The sequence below is a fragment of the Xanthomonas codiaei genome (assembly GCF_002939785.1).
In the GTDB taxonomy this organism is placed as follows: Bacteria; Pseudomonadota; Gammaproteobacteria; order Xanthomonadales; family Xanthomonadaceae; genus Xanthomonas; species Xanthomonas codiaei.
The window spans coordinates 13,671-28,360 of record NZ_MDEC01000016.1; the positions used below are offsets into that span (position 1 = coordinate 13,671).

General features: G+C 64.7%; 14 protein-coding genes. 6 read left to right on the forward strand and 8 right to left on the reverse strand.

Annotated features, from left to right (window positions below; translation table 11 throughout):
- Positions 1-338: 338 nt before the first annotated feature.
- Positions 339-1,247 carry a glycine--tRNA ligase subunit alpha gene (glyQ, locus tag XcodCFBP4690_RS12570; RefSeq protein ID WP_104541259.1) on the reverse strand — a complete coding sequence of 303 codons (909 nt, stop codon included), beginning with the start codon at positions 1,245-1,247 and terminating at the stop codon, positions 339-341.
- An 89-nt stretch (positions 1,248-1,336) separates the two neighbouring features.
- Between glyQ and XcodCFBP4690_RS12575 the strand changes: the two genes are divergently transcribed.
- The 3 genes from XcodCFBP4690_RS12575 to XcodCFBP4690_RS12590 all read left to right on the forward strand — a co-directional run bounded on the left by XcodCFBP4690_RS12575 (position 1,337) and on the right by XcodCFBP4690_RS12590 (position 5,754).
- Positions 1,337-3,151 (forward strand): GspE/PulE family protein, encoded by a 1,815-nt coding sequence (locus XcodCFBP4690_RS12575; RefSeq protein WP_104541260.1) that lies wholly within the window; start codon positions 1,337-1,339, stop codon positions 3,149-3,151.
- 891 nt (positions 3,152-4,042) lie between these two features.
- On the forward strand, positions 4,043-4,795 hold the full coding sequence (locus XcodCFBP4690_RS12585; RefSeq protein WP_104541262.1) for a glutamine amidotransferase: 753 nt from the start codon (positions 4,043-4,045) through the stop codon (positions 4,793-4,795).
- A gap of 59 nt (positions 4,796-4,854) precedes the next feature.
- Positions 4,855-5,754, forward strand: a complete 900-nt coding sequence (locus XcodCFBP4690_RS12590; RefSeq protein ID WP_104541263.1) for a BPSS1780 family membrane protein — start codon at positions 4,855-4,857, stop codon at positions 5,752-5,754.
- A gap of 301 nt (positions 5,755-6,055) precedes the next feature.
- On the opposite strand, the gene XcodCFBP4690_RS12595 is transcribed toward XcodCFBP4690_RS12590, so the two are convergent.
- From XcodCFBP4690_RS12595 to XcodCFBP4690_RS12615, 5 genes are all read right to left on the reverse strand, one after another.
- Positions 6,056-6,835 (reverse strand): DUF2971 domain-containing protein, encoded by a 780-nt coding sequence (locus XcodCFBP4690_RS12595; RefSeq protein ID WP_167394595.1) that lies wholly within the window; start codon positions 6,833-6,835, stop codon positions 6,056-6,058.
- A gap of 163 nt (positions 6,836-6,998) precedes the next feature.
- Positions 6,999-7,736: a twin-arginine translocase subunit TatC gene (gene tatC, locus XcodCFBP4690_RS12600; protein ID WP_104541265.1), complete on the reverse strand. Its 738-nt coding sequence runs from the start codon at positions 7,734-7,736 to the stop codon at positions 6,999-7,001.
- Positions 7,733-8,353: a Sec-independent protein translocase protein TatB gene (tatB, locus tag XcodCFBP4690_RS12605; RefSeq protein WP_104541266.1), complete on the reverse strand. Its 621-nt coding sequence runs from the start codon at positions 8,351-8,353 to the stop codon at positions 7,733-7,735. Before tatB ends, tatC begins: the two co-directional genes overlap by 4 nt.
- Before the next feature lie 15 nt (positions 8,354-8,368).
- Positions 8,369-8,596: a Sec-independent protein translocase subunit TatA gene (gene tatA / locus XcodCFBP4690_RS12610; protein WP_003484969.1), complete on the reverse strand. Its 228-nt coding sequence runs from the start codon at positions 8,594-8,596 to the stop codon at positions 8,369-8,371.
- Positions 8,597-8,669: 73 nt separating this feature from the next.
- Positions 8,670-9,575, reverse strand: a complete 906-nt coding sequence (locus XcodCFBP4690_RS12615; protein WP_167394596.1) for a lipid-binding SYLF domain-containing protein — start codon at positions 9,573-9,575, stop codon at positions 8,670-8,672.
- Between the two features lie 161 nt (positions 9,576-9,736).
- Here XcodCFBP4690_RS12615 and hemH point away from each other — a divergent pair, with 161 nt between their 5' ends.
- From hemH to XcodCFBP4690_RS12630, 3 genes are all read left to right on the forward strand, one after another.
- Positions 9,737-10,693: a ferrochelatase gene (hemH, locus tag XcodCFBP4690_RS12620; protein WP_104541268.1), complete on the forward strand. Its 957-nt coding sequence runs from the start codon at positions 9,737-9,739 to the stop codon at positions 10,691-10,693.
- Positions 10,694-10,695: 2 nt separating this feature from the next.
- Positions 10,696-11,556 carry an alpha/beta fold hydrolase gene (locus XcodCFBP4690_RS12625; protein WP_167394603.1) on the forward strand — a complete coding sequence of 287 codons (861 nt, stop codon included), beginning with the start codon at positions 10,696-10,698 and terminating at the stop codon, positions 11,554-11,556.
- A 189-nt stretch (positions 11,557-11,745) separates the two neighbouring features.
- A complete protein-coding gene (locus tag XcodCFBP4690_RS12630) occupies positions 11,746-12,375 on the forward strand; it encodes a hypothetical protein (RefSeq protein ID WP_104541317.1) in 630 nt (209 codons plus the stop codon).
- Between the two features lie 12 nt (positions 12,376-12,387).
- Here the strand turns inward: XcodCFBP4690_RS12630 and XcodCFBP4690_RS12635 are convergent, their stop codons facing one another.
- Together XcodCFBP4690_RS12635 and XcodCFBP4690_RS12640 are read right to left on the reverse strand one after the other, a co-directional pair.
- Complete coding sequence (locus XcodCFBP4690_RS12635) at positions 12,388-13,173, reverse strand: YgjP family zinc-dependent metalloprotease (RefSeq protein WP_167394597.1); 786 nt, start codon at positions 13,171-13,173, stop codon at positions 12,388-12,390.
- 607 nt (positions 13,174-13,780) lie between these two features.
- On the reverse strand, positions 13,781-14,686 hold the full coding sequence (locus tag XcodCFBP4690_RS12640; protein WP_104541271.1) for a recombination-associated protein RdgC: 906 nt from the start codon (positions 14,684-14,686) through the stop codon (positions 13,781-13,783).
- Positions 14,687-14,690 lie beyond the last annotated feature (4 nt).

Below are 14,690 nucleotides of genomic sequence, written 5' to 3' on the forward strand. Positions count from 1 at the left end.
GACATGGACCTTTGCGTATTCCCTTCTCCCTGCGGGAGAAGGTGCCCGAAGGGGCGGATGAGGGTACGGGCGAAGCTCTGTGGAGGTTGGGTGCATGAGGGCTGCGCACCGTACCCTCACCCCAACCCCTCTCCCGTAGGAGAGGGGCTTGTTGCTTCCTTTCTGCCGTCAACGGACGAAGGTGACTGGAGGATGTGCTTCTCCCGCTGGCGGGAGAAGGTGGCGCGCAGCGCCGGAAGAGGGTGGTGCCAGGTCGGATGGCGTACCGCCCCCATCCGCCCTTCGGGCACCTTCCCCCGCAGGCGGGGGAAGAGAACTGCATCAGCAAGGCGCCGGCATCAGCGTTTGACACCAGGAAACCCCAGCTTCTCGCGCTGCGCGTGATACGCCTGCGCCACGCCCTGGGCCAGCGCGCGCACGCGCAGGATGTAGCGCTGGCGCTCGGTCACGCTGATCGCGCGACGCGCATCCAGCAGGTTGAAGGCGTGACTGGCCTTGGTGACCTGCTCGTAGGCCGGCAACGGCAGCCCCACCTCCACCAGGTGCCTGGCCTCGGCCTCGCAGGCATCGAAGCGGTGGAACAGTTCGGCCACATTCGCATGCTCGAAGTTGTAGGCACTCTGCTCCACTTCGTTCTGGTGGTACACATCGCCATAGCTCACCGGTGTGCCGTCCGGGCCGTAGGTCCACACCAGGTCGTAGACGTTGTCGCAGCTTTGCAGATACATGCACAGCCGTTCCAGCCCGTAGGTGATCTCGCCCAGCACCGGCTTGCACTCCAGCCCGCCAGCCTGCTGGAAGTAGGTGAATTGGGTGACCTCCATGCCGTTGAGCCAGACTTCCCAGCCCAGGCCCCAGGCGCCGAGCGTGGGCGATTCCCAGTTGTCTTCGACAAAACGCAGGTCGTGCACCAGCGGATCGATGCCCAGCGCCTTCAACGAGCCCAGGTACAGGTCCTGGATGTTGTCCGGGTTGGGCTTCATCGCCACCTGGTACTGGTAGTAGCGCTGCAGGCGGTTGGGGTTCTCGCCGTAGCGGCCGTCGGTGGGGCGGCGCGAGGGCTGCACATAGGCCGCATTCCACGGCTCCGGTCCCAGTGCGCGCAGAAAGGTGGCGGGATGGAACGTACCGGCGCCCACTTCCAGGTCCAAGGGCTGGATCAGCACGCAGCCCTGCTCGGCCCAGTACTGGTTGAGGGTCTGGATCAGGCCCTGGAACGTGATTGGAACGCGGCGGGAATCGGACATGCAGCAAGGGCCGTGCGAAAGGGGTGCGCTAGTATACCGGCCCACCCGCGGCGCTTTGCCGCGGGCGATTGCCGCAGGGGATAACAAGCATGGAACAGCGGCGTAGCGCCGACCCGGACAGCGCAGCGGCGATCCTGCCGCGCGGCCGGTTGATGTTCGACCCGGTGGCTGCCGCCTTGCTGGCCGACGGCATGGTGGTGCCGCACGAGCACGAGCGCGTGCAGTTCTCCGCCAGCGGTGCACGCACCGCCAGCGACGTGCATCCGCTGGTGCTGCTGGCCAACCTCAAGCTGCATGCCGCGCAGCCGCCGGCCGGCGAACTGGGCCTGGAACGTCTCACCGAATGGCTGGCCACCCGCACCGGCCTGCGCTATCTGCGCATCGACCCCACCCGCATCGACGTGGCCGCCGTCACCGGCGTGGTCTCGCACGCCTATGCGCGCCGGCATCGCATCCTGCCGCTGGCGCTGGATGCCGAGCGCGTGCTGATCGCCACCAGCGAGCCGCTGGCGCTGGACTGGCTGGCCGATGTGCAGCACCTGAGCCGCCGCCGCATCGAGCTGGCGCTGATCAACCCGCTGGATCTGCATCGCTACACGATTGAGTTCTTCGGCGTGACCCAGTCGGTGCGCGGCGCGCGCGGCGATGCGCGCAGTACCGAATCCAATGCCGGCCTGCCCAGCTTCGAACAGCTGGTGGAACTGGGCCGCGCCGGCGACGTTAACGCCGACGACCACCACATCGTGCATATCGTCGACTGGCTGCTGCAATATGCCTACGAACAGCGCGCCAGCGACATCCATCTGGAGCCGCGCCGCGAGGCCGGGCGCATGCGCTTCCGCATCGACGGAGTGCTGCACAAGGTGCTGGAAGTGCCGCCCTCGGTGATGACCGCGGTGGTCAGCCGTATCAAGGTGCTGGGCCGCATGGACCTGGCCGAGCGCCGCCGCCCGCAGGACGGTCGCATCAAGACCCGCTCGCCGGGCGGGCGCGAGGTGGAAATGCGCCTGTCCACCATGCCCACCGCGTTCGGCGAAAAATGCGTGATGCGCATCTTCGACCCGGATTCGGCGTTCAAGAGCATCGAGCAACTCGGCTTCAGCCCGGAGGAAGCGGCCGGCTGGAGCGCGCTGGTCGAGCGCCCGCATGGCATCGTGCTGGTCACCGGCCCCACCGGCTCGGGCAAGACCACCACCCTGTATTCCACGCTCAAGCGACTGGCCACGCCGGACGTGAATGTGTGCAGCGTGGAAGACCCGATCGAAATGATCGCGCCGGAATTCAACCAGATGCAGGTCCAGCAGAACATCGACCTGGATTTCGCCAGCGGCGTGCGCACCCTGCTGCGCCAGGATCCGGACATCATCATGATCGGCGAAATCCGCGACCTGGAAACCGCGCAGATGGCGGTGCAGGCCTCGCTCACCGGGCATCTGGTGCTGTCCACGCTGCACACCAACGATGCCGCTTCGGCCATCACCCGCTTGCTCGACCTGGGCGTACCGCATTACCTGGTGGCCTCCACGCTCAACGGCGTGCTGGCGCAGCGGCTGGTACGTACGCTGTGCGTGCACTGCAAGCGCCCGCATACGCTCAGCGACGACGAGTGGGCGGCGATCCGCGAGCCGGGCGAAACGCTGCCGGAGGTGGTGAACGTGCACGCGCCGGTCGGCTGCCTGGAATGCCGCCGCACCGGCTACCTGGGCCGGGTGGGCCTGTACGAACTGCTGCCGGTCACCCCGCGCCTGCGCACCCTGATCCGCCCGGACACCGAGCTGGCCAGCTTCAGCCACGCCGCCCGCGGCGAAGGCTTGCGCACATTGCGCCGCACCGGCCTGGAGAAGGTCGCCGCCGGGCTGACCACTATCGAGGAAGTGCTCTCGGTGCTCCCGCCGCGGGAGTAACGAAACGCGGCCGACAACCATAGCGAGCGTCCGATGTGGGGAGCGCGGCGTTCTGTTCGCCGTCTTGGATGCAACGCAGGCCTGTCTGGTCCAGCGCACGGCATCCGATCCGCTGGCCGGAACCTTTCGCGATGTCGTCCGAAGGCGCGATGGTGGCATCCATGCCGCCAAGGGCCTGCCAATCGCAAGAACACGCACCAGAACGTTGGAGGGCGGTTTTCATGAGGCTGCTCATGGCGCAAAGGCGGAGCGGCTTCGCGCTTGCGCTGCAGGCTGGCCGCGCGCATTCCCATAGCCAGCGGACCGTGCCTGTCGCCTGCACCGACCCACCGACCACCGCGACTGGTCCTTCGCTCACTGTTGCGGGCCCCATGGCGGCCGCCATGGGGCCACATGGACGTACTTGCAGCGTGTCCGGCGACGCTGGACGGGCGAAGGTCCCTGCGGCGAAGACCCAGATGGTCGGCTGAAACAGACACGACTTGGCTACCTGGGTGGCTGCGCTGAATCAGTCATCACAGCTGCCGCACACCCACCCTACGCCCCATGCGCGCGAACGCAGCATCCGGCGCACGCCGGGCGCCGGACACGCACTACCCAGCAGCCCTTTCCGCACGCCCGGAGTCGCCCCAGCCATGCCGCCTCCCGTCCAGGCAGGCAGCGGCATCCTGAAGCAGCGAGGCGGCGAACTCGCCGACAATCCAGTAGCGCCGCTCGCTGCCGATATCCAGGGCATGCCACCGCCGTGGTGATCCCGTCGACCCCGCCTGGAGGGAATCAAGACATGTCATTCGGCAATGACGCGCAGGGCCCATCCGGGGGAGACGCTTGAAACAAGGCCGCCCCTGCCGCCTACAATCGGGCACATCTGTCGTGTCCGGATCTTCGCGCATGTCCGTTTTGCCGTTCCTGATCATCGAAACCGGGCAACCCGTGCCGGAGATGAAGCGTTACGGCCGTTTTCCGCACTGGATCCGCGTGGCCGCCGGGCTGGCCGAGCATGAAACGGTGGCCATCGACGTCGCCAGTGGCGATGCGCTGCCCGACCCGGCCGCCTTCGCCGGCATCATCGTCAGCGGCTCGGCCGCCTTCGTCACCGACCGCGCCGACTGGAGCGAACGCAGCGCCGACTGGCTGCGCGCCGCCGCGCACCAGGGCATGCCGTTGCTGGGCATCTGCTACGGGCATCAGCTGCTGGCGCATGCGCTGGGTGGCGAGGTCGACTACAACCCGGCCGGGCGCGAATCGGGCACCATCGCGCTGGAACTGCACCCGCCGGCCGAGCAGGACCCGTTGTTCGCCGGGTTGCCGGCGCAGTTCCCGGCCCACGCCACCCATCTGCAGACGGTGCTGCGCGCCCCGGACGGTGCCATCGTGCTGGCCCACTCGCGCCAGGACCGCTGCCACGCCTTCCGCTGGGGCCGGGCCACCTGGGGCGTCCAGTTCCACCCGGAATTCGCCACCCATCACATGCGCGGCTACGTGCGGGCGCGGGCGGAGTGCATCGCCCGCCATGGCCACTGCGCCCGCACCGTCGCCCGCGAGGTCACCGCCGCGCCGGTGGCCCGCAAGCTGCTGCGCCGGTTCGTGCACCATGCGCGCGGCCTGCAAACAGTGAACGCTCGTCCCGCCGCGCACACCTAAAAGCAGCGATAATCGCGTCACGCCGGATGGTCCGGCGCGCGTAGCGATCCGGAATGGGAATGAACGAAATTCGTAAGGTGCCAGCATCTGCCGGCGCGCAGTGGCTGTTGACCGGTTTCTCGCTGTTGAAGCGGGCGCCGCTGGCGCTGGGCTCGCTGGGGGTGATCTGGAGCGTGGCCGCCTCGCTGCTGGTATCGCTGTCGGTGCTGGTGCCGCTGCTGGGCCCGGCGCTGCAGTTCCTGCTGGTGCTGGCCGGCCCGCTGTTCATGGGCGGCCTGCTGTGGGCGATCCGCGAGGTCGACGAAGGCCGCATCGCCAAACCGTCGCATCTGCTGCACGGCCTGCAGGACGGCCGCGCGCCGCACCTGCTGGTATCGCTGCTGCCGCAGTTGATCGCCGGCCTGCTGCTGGGCGTGCTGCTGCTGGCGATGATCGGCTCCAGCGGGCTGCAGCAGCTGTCGGAGGTGATGATCAAGATCAACCAGATCAGCCAGTCCGGCGCGCAGCCGGACCCGGTGCAGATCGAGCAGCTTGCCGCCAGCCTGCCGGCCGGGCGCATCCTGCTGTGGCTGCTGCTGACCATCGCCACCTTCGCGGCGATGACGCTGGCGCTGTTCGTGATGCCGCCGCAGGTGATGTTCGACCGCAGCACCGGCGGCCATGCGCTGCGCGAGAGCCTGCGCGCCAGCCTGCACAACCTGCCGGCGATGCTGGTGTTCTTCGTGCTGGCCTTCATCGCCATTTTCGCGATCTATTTCGCGGTGATGATCGTGGCGCTGATCGTCGGCCTGGTGGCCGGCCAGACCGTGGCGATGTGGCTGGCCCAGCTGCTGCTGATGGCGGTGCTGATGCCGGTGTTCGCCGGTTCGGTCTACGCCGCGTGGAAGCAGATGTTCACCCACGAAGACGCCGCCGCCCAGCCGATCAAGCCCTCACGACCGGATGTGTTTGCGGCTTGATACTACGCAAAACCAGGCGCGCGCTTGCCGCGTAATCTCTGTTTCTAGAGGCTGTCATCATGCGGAACTGCATTTCAAGAATCGATGCCGCTAGCTGCATGGCTGAGTTCTGGCGTTTGTATGAAGCCGCTTTGCGAAGGGGGCCGATCTGGAATCGTCATCGAGCATATGATTAGCATCGCCAAGCTCTGAAATAGCCCAAACAATCCTGAATGCAGCACTGGCATCGTTTAGTCGCAAGGCATAAACCTGAAGTCGTCGCCTAAACTTGACTTCTTCAACTTCATTGAGCGAGCGATCTCTACCTATAAGGGGCGCCTGAGACTTGGAGATCCATTTCGACGTATCCCAGCCCTCCAAGGAACAGTTCAATGTTTCCCGAAGCGCTATAGTTCTTTGGTCCCAGAATAATCTCTTTTATCGGTGTGTCGGGACCTGGCACTGAGAACTGATGATCGAAGTAAGCTGTTAGGTGGTTGTCACGGATCTGGAAATTCACTGGATCACCTGGAACAGGGATGCTGCCCCCACGGACTGTACCGCCGGCATCAACGAATTTGATCAACTTGCCTTGCTGCTGAAGGTTGATCGCGTGTACCGCTCGGATTTCCTTCTCTTCTTCGAACGCAGGGTGTTTGAAGGCTGTCATGTACACCGACAGAAGCATGCAGTCCTCAAAAAACTGCGCTCGCTCTATCTCATCCTCACTTTGCTGCCGTAGGAAGATCGTCGCCAGCGCGTGCATCATTTCTTTGACCTGCTGATCGCGTTGATACAAAACCCGCAGGAAAGTGGCCGGAAGGAGGTCTTGGAGTTCTTGAGCTTTGAACCCGACTGCATAGCCCCTACCGTCATCTGCATACGATCGCCACTGTCCAAGCATGTCCGGCTCTAGAGAAAAGCATGCGATAAATGGATGGGCAATTAACTGAGAAGGAGCAACTATTGAATCAACTTTATCGAAGAATTCCTTCGGCATAGCAGGAGCATTGGGAAGAATTCCCTCCCTCCTTATAAGCTTTGTTGCAGCTTCCTCGAATACTGAATACGCCAAGCGCACTTCGCTTTCGTCATTCAGCATGTTGATATCAGTAAATCTAATTGTGCCGTAGCTAGCTATGGCCTGAAACGTAGCAGCGGAGCAATAGTGGTACAGCATGTCACTATCGCTCGGCTCGAAAAGCCTATCTAGGAGCATTGAAGACGGATCTCGGCTAAGAACTTCAGAACAAAAACGCGAAGGCCTAACTTGCTTTCGGCCCTACCGCACGCGAGGCAATGATGCCCAGCTCATACAGCAGGCACATCGGGATGGCTAGCATCAGCTGCGAGACCACGTCTGGCGGGGTGAGCACGGCGGCCAGCACGAAGATGCCGACGATGGCGTAGCCGCGGCCTTCGCTGAGCTGCTTGGGGCTGACCCAGCCCAGCAGCACCAGGATGACCAAGGCCACCGGCAGTTCGAAACTCGCGCCGAAGGCGAAGAAGATCGCCAGCACGAAATCCAGATAGGAATTGGCGTCCGGGGTGATGGCGATCACGTCCGGCTTGAACGTGGTCAGGAAATGGAACACCGCCGGCAGCACCAGGAAATAGGCGAACGCGCAGCCGATGTAGAACAGCGCCACCGCCGAGGCCAGCAGCGGGAACGCGAGCTTCTTTTCGCGCTGGTACAGCCCCGGCGCCACGAAGGCCCAGGCCTGGAACAGCAACCACGGCACGCTGATGAACACCGCCACGAAGAAGGTCAGCTTCAACGGAGCGAAGAACGCGCCGGCTGGGTTCATCGCGATCATGGTCTGCCCCAGCGGCAACTGCGAGATCAGCGGCGCGGCCAGCCAGGAATAGATCGCCCGCGAGAACGGCAGCAGGATCAGCAGCACCACGCCCAGGCCGATCAGCGCGCGTACCAGGCGAGCCCGCAATTCCACCAGATGCTCGATCAGACTGCTTTCGGCCTGCGCGTCGTCGAACAGGCTCACGGCTGCTTCTCCTGGAGGGTGCTCGGTGCGGCCGGCGCCGGCGCGGTGCGCGGCTGGTTCGATGTTGCGCCTACCGGCGTCTGTGCACTGGCGGTCTGCGCGGCATGCGGTGCCGGCACCAGCGTGTCGTGCGGAGCCGGTACCAGCGTCTGATGCGGCGCCGGGGCGATCGGCTGCGCCTGTGCAATGACGGGGGCGGCAGGCGCGTGGCCGGAAGCATCTGCTGCGTCAGCGGCCAATTCGTTACCGGCATCTGCCGCCGACTCCACAGGCGCCAGCTCCAGCGGCGCGGCCGCCAGCGTGGTGCTGCTACGGATGTCGATATCGCGACCGACATCGTCATGCAGCGCGCGGGCGCCCTGCTCGACCTGCTGCTGCGTGTTGCGCAGCTGGCTTTCGGCCTCGCGCAGCGAGGCCTGCACATCCTGCAGGCTGCGCTTGAGCTCTTCGGCCTCCAGCTCGCGTTCCAGTTCCTGCTTGACCGAATCCCATTGCGCGCGCGCACGGCGCACCCACAGCCCGGCGAAGCGGGCGGCCTTGGGCAGGCGCTCGGGGCCGAGCACCACCAGGGCGACGATCGCGATCAGCGTCAGTTCGCCAACACCAATGTCAAACACCGACGCTGCTCCGGATCAGCGCGCGTCGCGGTCGCGTTCGGCCTGCGCCTCACGCGCCTGCTCGGCAGTGCGGGAGTCGTCGCCGAGCTTGCCGGCCGGCTTGTCGTCGTCGTGCATGCCTTTCTTGAATTCCTTGACCGCGCTGCCGAGATCCTTGGCACCGCTGGTGAGCCGCTTGGTACCGAACACCAGCAACACGATCACCAGTACGATCAGCCAGTGCCAAATGCTGAAACCGCCCATGATCTGCTCGCTTGCTGAAAAAGAAGGAAGACGCAGGATACCCCAGCGCACCGCGCAGGGGGATGACAGTCGGTCAGCGCGTTCCGTCCAGGGACTCGGTGCGGATCTCGCCCTCGGACACCGGCTGGAAGCCCTGCTGCGCCGGCGGCGTAGTCGCGGGCTGCATCGGTACGGTGCTGGCGGCGTTGGCCGGCGGCGGTGCGGGCTGCGCCGGGGCCGGAGTCGCAGCCGACGCGCGCGGCGGCGGTGGCGGCGCGGTCTCCCCGCTGTCGCTGTCACTGGTGCGATTGGCGCGCGCGGTATAGGTGACTTCTTCCAGACGGTCGCGGAAGGCCACCACGTCGGCGGAGGGGCGCTCGTTGGTGCGACCCTCGAAGATCATGCGCGGGGTGGCTCCACCGCCGTAGGCGTTGAGGTCGGCGGCATCGTCGATCTGCAGCACCGCGCCATCCAGCGCCACGCCGGCGAACAGCCCGCGCGCGCGCGACCACGACCAGATCTCGGCCTTGAGCTGGCCGTCGGTGGCGGCGGCGGCATTGCGTCCCACCGGGCCTGCGGCCACGCCGGCATCGGCGCCCAGGGTGAACTTGCCGTTGACGATGTTGTCCAGGCTGCGGTCGTTGCGGAACACCAGCACCACGTCGGAGGACTGCACGCCGGCCTGGAAACCGATGCTGCCGCCGGTGAGCTTGACGAACACCGGCTGCGACCAGCTGCCGTCGGCGTTCTTCATCGACATCAGGCCATGACCGCGGCGACCACCGATCACCAGGCCGGCCTTGAGCGTGTCGGGAATGACTACGATGGCGCGTGCCTCATCGAGCAGCTTGTCCGGGATGGACTGCTCGGGAATCTTCATGATCTCGTTGAGCACCCGCACCGCGTTACGCGCACGCTGGTCCTCTTCCGGGCCGGCGACCGCATGGCCGGCGGCGAGGGTCAGCGACAACAACAGGGCCAGGCGCGACAAACGAGGCATGACAAGCTCCAAGGGGCGGTCCGTCAAAGATAGCAATGGCGCGACGTTAGTGGTGGCGCAATGAATCGGTGGTGAGCGCAAGCGGCGCCCAGGATGGCACCGATCGCAGCGATCGGCGCGCTGTTGTCGGCAGGCTTGCCCGGCTCTGCCAGAATGGACCGATGAACATGTCCCCCGATTCCGCCCTGCTGGTCGTCAACCTTGGCACGCCGCAAGCGCCCACCGCGCCGGCCGTGCGCCGCTACCTGGCCGAGTTCCTCAGCGACCGCCGCGTGGTCGCGATCCCGCCGCTGTTCTGGAAACCGCTGTTGTACGGGGTGATCCTGCCAATCCGTGGCCCCAAGTCGGCGGAAAAGTACGCCAAGGTGTGGTTGCCGGACGGCTCGCCGCTGGCGGTGTATACCCGGCGCCTGGCCGAGGGCCTGCAGGACGTCATGCCCGACTGGCAGGTGGAATGGGCCATGCGCTACGGCGAGCCGGCACTGCGCAAGACGCTCGATGCCCTGCGCGCACGCGGCATCAAGCGCATCGTGGTGCTGCCGCTGTATCCGCAATATTCGACCACCACCACCGCCTCGATCCAGGACGTGGTGGACGCCTGGCGCCGCAGCGCGCCGGAGATCGCGGTCTCGGTGATCCAGGACTATTGCGAGGACGCCGGCTGGGTGGCGGCGATCGCCGACTCCATCCGCGCGCACTGGCAGGTACATGGGCGCAGCGAGAAGTTGATGTTCTCCTTCCACGGCCTGCCGCAACGCGTGGCCAATGCGGGCGACCCGTACCCGCAGCAATGCGAGCGCAGCGCGCAGGCGATCGCCTCGGCGCTGGGCCTGGGGCCGGACGAGTGGCAGATGGGCTACCAGTCGCGCTTCGGCTCCGAGCGCTGGTTGCAGCCGTACGCAGAGCCCACGCTGTGGAAACTGGCCGAAGGCGGCGTGCGCAGCTTCGACCTGGTGTGCCCGGGCTTTGCCACCGATTGCCTGGAAACCCTGGAAGAAGTGGCGCTGGGCTTTGCCGAGACACTGGCCGAGCGCGGTGCCACGCTCAGCTACATCCCCTGCCTCAACGCCACCCCGGCACATGCGCAGGCCTTGGCCGCACTGGTGCGTCGCGCGTGAGGCTGGAGCCGTTTGCCTGCGAACTGGCCATCGGCCGGGTGACCGGGTTGCGCAACACCGGGCGGGGACCGCGCCGGATACTGGCCTTGCATGGCTGGCTCGACAATGCGGCCAGCTTCGTTCCGTTGAGTGCGCACCTGCAGGCGCCGGACCTGGATCTGGTGCTGCTGGACCTGCCCGGCCACGGCCACAGTGCGTGGCTGCCGGTGGGCGCCGAATACACCCTCAGCAGCGCCATCCACAATCTGCTGCAGGTGGCCGATGCGCTGGGCTGGGAGCGGTTCACCCTGCTCGGCCATTCGCTGGGCGGCGGGGTGGCCAGCCTGATGGCCGCCGCTGCGCCGGAACGCATCGAAGCGCTGGTGGTCATCGAGGCGCTGGGCGCCCTGGCCGAACCGGTGGACAGCACCGCCGAACGGTTGCGCGATTCGGTGCGCTCGACCCGCAGCCTGTCGCAGCGGCCATTGCGGGTGTTTACCTCGATGGAAGCGCCGATCCGCGCCCGCATGATGGCCAATCAGCTCACCGAGCCGTCGGCACGGCTGCTGGTGGAGCGCGGCCTGCGCGTGGTCGAAGGCGGCTACAGCTGGTGTACCGATCCTCGCCTGACCCTGCCCACCGCCATCCGCATGACCGAAGCGCAGATCGACGCAGTGCTGTCGTCCATCGTGTGCCCGACCCAGGCGATCTTCGCCACGCCGGCGCAGGCGTATTTTTCCGATGCGCTGCGCGATCACCGCGTGGCGATGGTGCCGGACGCGCGCCTGGAGCTGTTGCCGGGCACGCACCATGTGCATATGGAAACACCGCAGCCGGTGGCGGCGGTGATCGATGGATTCTTGGAAAAGACAACACGGGCATAGTCGGCTTGGTAGAGGCGACGCCCTAATCAATTTCGGAGATGGACAACCGGGCATCAATTTATGGCAAGTAATTCGAACAATCTAATAAACGCTAGATTTAACAACACCAAAAAAAATTTGCTAGAAACGACGAAGCTGTTGGCAACTTGGATGTTTGCGTTGTTTATTTTTATCCTCGCCTATTCTCGGATTCTGTTTGTCATCCTCATGTCTGAATACGACTTCTTCTCCTACGACATGTTTAGGCTAGGAGGATTCGGCATGACTGTTTTTTACGCAACGGCCGAATTAATGCTTATCGTAATGAGCATGGCTCTTTTCGGTATTTTCGTTCCACTAACTGCTTGCTTGAAAAAAGGAAGAAAGCCTTGGTCAGAATTGATTTTCTTCCTAATTGTAAATTCATTCTGTTGGCTACTGTTATCCGTAAAATTTTTCAATAATGGATGGCAGACAGAGCGACATCTTCTTCCACTCATAGTTGCGGCTTTGACTGCACTTTATATTTCCGCTGCTCTACATGCATCTCGTAGGTTTAAAATAAGATCGGCCATAGCAATGATTGCAGTACTGACTTCTTTTGCAGTCTTTTACCCCAAAGACATGGTTGGCTTACTCGCGAATGGTCTACGGGCCTATGGTGTTGGTGGCGAACTGCCGGTACAGATCGTCTATGAGAACGGTACAACGACAAAGGGCAAGTTGGTCTTTCTTTCTCCGGAAAACGCTTACGTCTTACTTGTCAGCGACGGCGCGACCTTAAGCACAATTCGTCGGAACGTTACCAAGGAGATCATCATTGTGCGAAGTCCTCAATGACATCACTACGCATCATTCCGTATGCAACAACCGCCGCAGCTGCGCCTTGAGCTGGCGGCCGTGGTCGTGGAAATAGCTGCGCTCGTCGCGCCAGGTGGGAAAACGCCGTTCCACTTCGGCCCAGAATGCCGGCGAGTGGTTGGCCTGCAGCAGATGGCAGAGCTCGTGCACCAGCACGTATTCGAATGCCGAGGAGCGGCCGAGCACCAGCGCCAGATCCAGCGCCATCGAACCGTCCGGTGCCAGCGAGCCCCACTGCGAGGACATCACCTTCAGCCGCAGGCGCGCTGGTGGGCGCGGCAACCCGGGCAGATAGGTGGGCAGCCAGCGGCCGACGTCGGCGCGCGCCTGCGCTTCGTAGAATTCCTTCAGCGTGCGGCGCAGGCCGGCTTCGCCCAGCCGTGCCGGCACATGGAAGTGCGCGCCGTCGTCATCGAGTTCGATGCGTGCGTAGCGCCCTTCGTGCCAGGACAACGGCAGCAGCGCGCCACGCAGGGGCAGCAACCCGGGCACGCCACGTTGCAGCGCGGGAAACGCATCGACCTGCTGGTAACGCGACAGCTGGGTGCCCAGCCAATCCAGGTGCGCGTGCACGAAGCGCTCGCCGGCCACCAGGCTCGCGCGCAGCGGCAGGGTGAGCCGCGCGCCGCGCTCGTCCACGCTGAGCTTGATCCGCCGCGCACGTGGGTCGCGCACGCGCAACACATCGATCTCGCTGCCATCCAGCTGCACGCGCAGGCAATCGCGTTCGATGACGTGCGCGGTGGGCGCGATCAGGCGGCGGACGGGCTTGAACATGCGCACAGGATAGCGCCGCGATGTGTCAGGTGGTGAGACCTGGCGATTGATTCGTTTGATGCTGGCGCTGCTTGGAGCGGCTAACGAAAAGATGATGCTCACACCGAGGTGGGCACACCTGCGACGTCGCTTCGGGGCCTTGCCCGCTCACCATCCCGGAGCACGCCGCAAGCACGCCCTTGTCGGCCCTGGCACGGCATCCATGCTGATCCAGGTTCCATGACGGTGAGCGGGCAAGGATCCGTCGAGATAGTCGGTATGCGCATTCGCCCGCAGCGCATGAGCTGCGCTGATCGGATCACGGTGCATCGACCAGCGTCTCGCCAACCGATGCAGGCCGAGCAGCCGACAGGCTTTCAACACGCAACCTGCAACCTCTCATTGCCTGGCGCAGTGCAAAGCGGACAACACGCTCTCGAGAAAGCAGCCGGGCAACTCCCTGGCGCGGTGTCATCAGCGGTTGCGGGATCCTTGGCGGCATGGACGCCGCCAAGGATGGATTCACGACGTGTCCCGGCGCTGGTGAGGGCAGCGCGCCCTCGCCTCGTCCAACGCTGTGACTTGAATCCCGGATCGCGCCTCAACCACGCTACGCCTGCAGGCCCGGTTACTCGGCCTTGCTCAGCTTCAACGCGGTTTCCAGCAGCAGGAACAGCCGGCGGATCTCGGCGCTCATCAGCGCAAAGCGCGCATCCAGTTCGGCGCGTGCGCCGTCGTCCTCGCTGTGTTCGAGCTGGTCCAGCGCGCCGTCGAGGAACTTGAGCTTGCGGATCACCAGGTCGTCGCCGAGCACGAACGACAGGTTGTCGTCCATCACCAGGGCCAGCTTGGTGACCTGCTTGCCGGCTTCCAGGTGCTTGTCGATCTCGTCGCCGCGCAGTTCCTGGTGCTGGCACTTGACCACCGCGCCGCCTTCGATGGGGTCCTTCATCTCGCATTCTTCGCCCAGGCTCAGGCCTTCGGGCAAGGGCTCGCCGGCGATCCAGCCGGTGAGGATGGCGCGCGGGGCGACTTCGGCATTGAGCGGCAGCGCAGGGAAGCTGCCAAGCGCGCCGCGGATCTCGCTCATCACGTTCTCGCCGCTCTTGCGGCTGGACGTGTTGACCGCGATGTAGCCGTGCTGCAGGTCCAGGATGGCGTCGGTGCGCGAGCTCTTGACGAAGGCGCGCGGCAGTAGCTCATGGATCAGGTCGTCCTTCAAGCGCTTGCGCGCCTTGCCGCCGGGGCGGCGACCTTCCTTTTCCTCGATTTCGGCGACCTTGCGCTCGAGCAAATCGTTGACCACCGCGCCGGGCAGGATCTTGTCCTCGCCGCCGACGGTGAGCCACAGGAACTCTTCCAGACGGTGCGAGAGCACTTCCTGTTCGTCGCGGCCGAACGGCGAAATGAAGCCGCGCGAACTCATTTCCAGCGGGCCGACCGGCTTGAGCTGCACTTGCGGCAGCAGCGTTTCGATCTGCGTGAAATCCAGCGTAGTGGGAAAGCGGAACAAGGTGAGATTGCGAAAGAACATGCGT

Bases quoted from the DNA above. Each gene is read 5' to 3' on its own strand.
- XcodCFBP4690_RS12615 (WP_167394596.1), bottom strand. From the start codon at position 9,575: ATGCCTCGTTTGTCGCGCCTGGCCCTGTTGTTGTCGCTGACCCTCGCC.
- glyQ (WP_104541259.1), bottom strand. From the start codon at position 1,247: ATGTCCGATTCCCGCCGCGTTCCAATCACGTTCCAGGGCCTGATCCAG.
- tatA (WP_003484969.1), bottom strand. From the start codon at position 8,596: ATGGGCGGTTTCAGCATTTGGCACTGGCTGATCGTACTGGTGATCGTG.
- XcodCFBP4690_RS12595 (WP_167394595.1), bottom strand. From the start codon at position 6,835: ATGCTGAATGACGAAAGCGAAGTGCGCTTGGCGTATTCAGTATTCGAG.
- XcodCFBP4690_RS12640 (WP_104541271.1), bottom strand. From the start codon at position 14,686: ATGTTCTTTCGCAATCTCACCTTGTTCCGCTTTCCCACTACGCTGGAT.
- XcodCFBP4690_RS12585 (WP_104541262.1), top strand. From the start codon at position 4,043: ATGTCCGTTTTGCCGTTCCTGATCATCGAAACCGGGCAACCCGTGCCG.
- XcodCFBP4690_RS12590 (WP_104541263.1), top strand. From the start codon at position 4,855: ATGAACGAAATTCGTAAGGTGCCAGCATCTGCCGGCGCGCAGTGGCTG.
- XcodCFBP4690_RS12575 (WP_104541260.1), top strand. From the start codon at position 1,337: ATGGAACAGCGGCGTAGCGCCGACCCGGACAGCGCAGCGGCGATCCTG.
- XcodCFBP4690_RS12635 (WP_167394597.1), bottom strand. From the start codon at position 13,173: ATGTTCAAGCCCGTCCGCCGCCTGATCGCGCCCACCGCGCACGTCATC.
- hemH (WP_104541268.1), top strand. From the start codon at position 9,737: ATGAACATGTCCCCCGATTCCGCCCTGCTGGTCGTCAACCTTGGCACG.